Source organism: Acidovorax sp. GW460-11-11-14-LB4 (assembly GCF_059423685.1).
The window spans coordinates 1-4,353 of record NZ_JBWKYJ010000132.1; the positions used below are offsets into that span (position 1 = coordinate 1).

4 protein-coding genes are annotated in these 4,353 nt (G+C 67.8%); all 4 read right to left on the reverse strand.

Translation table 11 applies throughout. From position 1 onward, the window contains the following. Positions 1–201: 201 nt before the first annotated feature. Positions 202–1,248 carry a VWA domain-containing protein gene (locus AC07X4_RS23750; RefSeq protein ID WP_060984567.1) on the reverse strand — a complete coding sequence of 349 codons (1,047 nt, stop codon included), beginning with the start codon at positions 1,246–1,248 and terminating at the stop codon, positions 202–204. Between the two features lie 46 nt (positions 1,249–1,294). Continuing rightward, positions 1,295–2,341 carry a DUF58 domain-containing protein gene (locus AC07X4_RS23755; protein WP_494741517.1) on the reverse strand — a complete coding sequence of 349 codons (1,047 nt, stop codon included), beginning with the start codon at positions 2,339–2,341 and terminating at the stop codon, positions 1,295–1,297. An 11-nt stretch (positions 2,342–2,352) separates the two neighbouring features. Next, positions 2,353–3,369 (reverse strand): AAA family ATPase, encoded by a 1,017-nt coding sequence (locus AC07X4_RS23760; RefSeq protein ID WP_494741518.1) that lies wholly within the window; start codon positions 3,367–3,369, stop codon positions 2,353–2,355. A gap of 53 nt (positions 3,370–3,422) precedes the next feature. Continuing rightward, on the reverse strand, positions 3,423–4,353 hold a 931-nt coding region (locus AC07X4_RS23765), incomplete at its 5' end, for a S1C family serine protease (protein WP_494741519.1).

Consider the following 4,353-nt stretch of genomic DNA (forward strand, 5'->3'; position numbering starts at 1 on the left):
GTCGCCCTTTCTTTGGTGACTTTCTTTCGGCGACGCGAAAGAAAGTTACTCGCACGCCGGGCGACTCCCGGCCTCCGCCCTCAACCTAGGCATGCCGTCAACCAGGCACGTAGCCCTTTGCACGGACGGAGAATGCTTCAAAAAGCATAGCTACCAGCGCATATCCCACTAGCGCATCCAGCCAAAATCACCAAAAAAAGATCACATCACCCGCCCATACCACCACACCGACAACCCCGCCGCCACCAACGCCAGCACCGCCCCCAGCAACGCCAGCAAAGAAGAAATCTCCGTCTCCTTCTTCTCCACCGTCAGCCGCGAGCTCAGCGTCTCGTACACCTTCTTTAGGTCTGCTGCTGTCGCTGCATGAAAGTACTCGGCATTGGTCCGCGCGGCCACCGCCTTCAACGTTTCTTCATCCAGTCGCACGCGCATCGACCAGCCCTCAAAGCCAATGGTCTCGCCCTGCACCGTGCCCACCCCCACCGTGTACACACGCACCCCTCGGTCGGCCGCCCATTTGGCGGCTTCCAGCGGGTCCACGCCTGTGGTGCGCTGGCCGTCGGTCAGCATGATGATGGCGGCCGAGTTGTAAGAGCCCGGTGCCACTGGCGTGAAGGTCTTGGCGGGGTCCTGCTGCTTGCCCAGCTCTTCAATGGGCCTGGGGCGCATGGCCTGGCGGCCGCCCAGCGCGGCGATGTCGATGCCCGCGTCGGGGAAGATCGTGGCCAGCGACAGCATGATGCCGTTGCCCGTGGCCGTGCCGCGCTGCAGCTGGAAGCTGTCGATGGCTTTGACCAGGTCTTCACGGCTCTGGGTGGGCAGCTGGGCCAGCTGGGCGCTGCCCGCAAAGGCCACGATGCCCACACGCACATGGCGCGGCAGGTCGGCAATGAAGGCCTTGGCGGCGTTCTGGGCGGCGGTGATGCGGTCGGGCTCCACATCGGCGGCGCGCATGCTGCCCGACACGTCCATGGCCAGCATGATGGTCTGGTCTTGCGAGGGCAGGGTGATGACGGCCAGCGGGCGCGCGGCGGCCAGCAGCAGTGCCACCAGGGCCAGCAGAAACAGCGCGGGCGGGATGTGGCGGCGCAGATGCTGGCCGGGGCCCATGGCCTCGCGCACCAGGGACAGGCTGGAGTAGGTCAGCGCTGTCTTCTTGCGCCGGTGCAGCAGCCACCAGTACAGCAGTACCAAGAGGGGCACAGCCAGCAGCAGCCAGAGCAGGGTGGGCCAGAGAAAAACCATGGTGTGTGTCCTTGGTGGCGTGTGCGGCGGGTGATCAATCGATCGGTCAGGCGGCGGCAGCCGTTGCGGCAGGGCCTGCAGATGCCGATGCGGGGACGAGGGGGGTGCTGTGCGCCCGCACCCGGCGCTGGCGCAGGTCCATGAAGCGCAGCAGGGCGTCGACCAGGTCGTCGTCGGTGCACAGCTCCAGCGTGTCGGCACCTGCGCGCGTCAGGCCTTCACGCAGCGCGGCCTCGCGGTCGGCGGCCAGCTGGGCAAAGCGGCGGCGAAAGCCCGCGTCGTGCGTGTCCACCTGCAGTCGCTCGCCGCTTTCGGCATCGCGCAGCGTGACCAGGCCCACGTCGGGCAGCTCCAGCTCCAGCGGGTCGAGCAGGCGCACGGCCACCACGTCATGCCTCTGGGCCAGCTGGGCCAGGGGCTTTTCCCAGCCGGGTGCGCTGATGAAGTCGGACACCACAAACACGGTCGACCGGCGCTTGAGCGTGGCCAGGCCGGTCTGCAGCAGCCGGTGCAGTTCGGTGGCGCCGCCACCCGTCTTGTGCGGTGGCACCGGGGTTTTGGACGGCAGCAGTTTGTGCACCAGGTGCAGCACATGGGCGCGGCTGCTGCGCGGGGGCAGTACGGCATCCACTGCGCGTTCGGCCTTCGGACTGGCACCGCCGTAGAGCACGGCGCCCACACGGTTGCCGTGGCGGGTAAGCAGGCGCGAAAGCACGGCCACAAAGCCGGTCAGGATGTCGCGCTTGGCGTGGCCTGTGGGGCCGAAGCTGATGGACGGGCTCAGGTCCAGCAGGAACCAGGCCGACATTTCGCGGTCTTCGGTGAACACGCGCACATGGGGGGTGTTCAGCCGCGCGGTCACGTTCCAGTCGATGTGGCGTACGTCGTCGTGCGGCTGGTATTCGCGCAGGTCGGTCAGGTCCAGGCCGCTGCCGCGCATCAGCGTGCGGTAGTCGCCCTGCAGCAGGCCGTCCAGGCGGCGGATCACCTTCCACTCCAGCTCGCGCAGCAGCCGGTCGGCCTGCCCGGGCAGCGTGGGCAGGGTGTGGACCGTGGCGGATGGGACGGATGTGGCGGGCGGCTTGCTGGTCATGGCGGGTGGACTCAAGCGGCCTTTTGTTCGTGGTGCAAGGGGCGCGCCGGTGCCGGGATCTTGGCCATGATGCGCTGGATGAGCGCGTCGGCATCCAGCCCTTCAGACAGCGCCTCGTACGACAGCGCCACGCGGTGGCGCAGCACGTCGGCGGCCAGGTCCACCATGTCTTCCGGCAGCACATAGTTGCGCCCGCGCAGCATGGCCAGGGCCTGCGCGCCCTCGGCCAGGGCAATGGTGGCGCGCGGGCTGGCGCCGCAGCTGATGTAGCCGGCCAAGTCTTTCAGGCCATGGCGCGCAGGCTCGCGCGTGGCCGCCACCAGCTTCACGGCGTACTGCAGCATCGACGGATCTACATACACCGTGCGGCATTCGGCCTGCAATGCCGCCAGCTGCGCCGTGGTGGCCACGGGTAGCACCTGCACGGGCACATCGAGCGCGCGCTGGGCGATCACGAATTCTTCTTCCTCGGTGGGGTAGCCCAGCAGCACCTTCATCATGAAGCGGTCCACCTGCGCCTCGGGCAGCGCGTAGGTGCCTTCGGTCTCGATGGGGTTCTGGGTGGCCATCACCAGGAAGGGCTCGGGCACCTTGTGGGTTTCGCCCGCAATGGTCACCTGGCGCTCCTGCATCACCTCCAGCAGCGCGCTCTGCACCTTGGCGGGCGCGCGGTTGATTTCGTCGGCCAGCAGCAGGTGGGTAAAGACCGGGCCCAGCGTGGTGCTGAACTCGCCGGTTTTTTGGTTGTACATGCGCGTGCCCACCAGGTCGGCGGGCACCAGGTCGGGCGTGAACTGGATGCGCTTGAAGCTGCCCTGGATGGTGCTGGCGAGTGTTTTCACCGTCAGCGTCTTGGCCAGGCCGGGCACGCCTTCGACCAGCAGGTGGCCCTGGGCCAGCATGGCGACCATGACGCGCTCCAGAAAGCGGTCTTGCCCGACCACCACGCGTTTGACCTCGTAGAGCACCTGTTCCATCAGCGTGGCGGTGGTGGCGTTCGATGCATTGGGCGACGTGCTGGATGACATGGGGCTCCTTGCGATGGCGGTTAGGAAGGTGGTGATGGTGGGGCGGTGTGCGGTCAGAACGGGGGCATGCCCACGGCGGACGCCGCGTTTTCGATGGGCACTGCAAAGCCGATGCCGATGAAGGTGCGCGCCTGCGTGGGGTTGAGGATGGCGGTGACGATGCCCACCACCTCGCCGTCCATCGTCACCAGCGGGCCGCCAGAGTTGCCCGGGTTGGCGGCCGCGTCAAACTGGATCAGATTGCTGAGCTGGCGCTTGCCCTCGGGCGACGTGAATTCGCGCTGCAGGCCCGACACCACGCCCGCCGAGGCCGACGGGCCGATGCCAAAAGGAAAGCCGACGGCCACCACATGGTCGCCCGGGCGCAGGTTCTGGGTGGACCGCAGGGTGGCGGCCTCCAGGTCGTCGGGCAGCTTGTGGGCCTGCAGCACGGCCAGGTCGTTTTCGGGTTGCACGCCGGTGATGCTGGCCGTGGTTTCCAGTCCGTCGTGGAAGGTGATGCCGATGCGGTCTGAGCCTGCCACCACATGCAGGTTGGTCAGGATGACGCCTTTGTCCACGATGACCACGCCCGTGCCGATGCCGCGCTCGACCTCTTCCTTGCCGTTCTTGCTGCGCCCGTAGCCCACCACGCGCACCACCGAGGGGCCGATGCTCTCCACGGCACGCGCTGCGGCGGAGGGCGGGGTGGTGGTCTCCAGCGTGCGCAGCACCGCGGCGTCGATGTCGTCCTGGGTGATCTTGCGGGCGGGGCTGCGGGTGTTGTGCCAGGCGCTGGCTACCAGCAAGGCGGCCAACAGCACCACGATGGTCCACAGGGCAACCAGCTGGCGTTTGAATGCCCGGGAATTCGGGGGCGTGGCGGCTGCGGTGGCGGCGTTCATCGCTGGCGAATCATCTGCGGGCGGCGCCGTGGAGGCCACGGCTTCGGTGGCATCCACCGCCGCAGGCGTGCGGCTGCGGGCGGGGCGGGAGCTGCTGTAG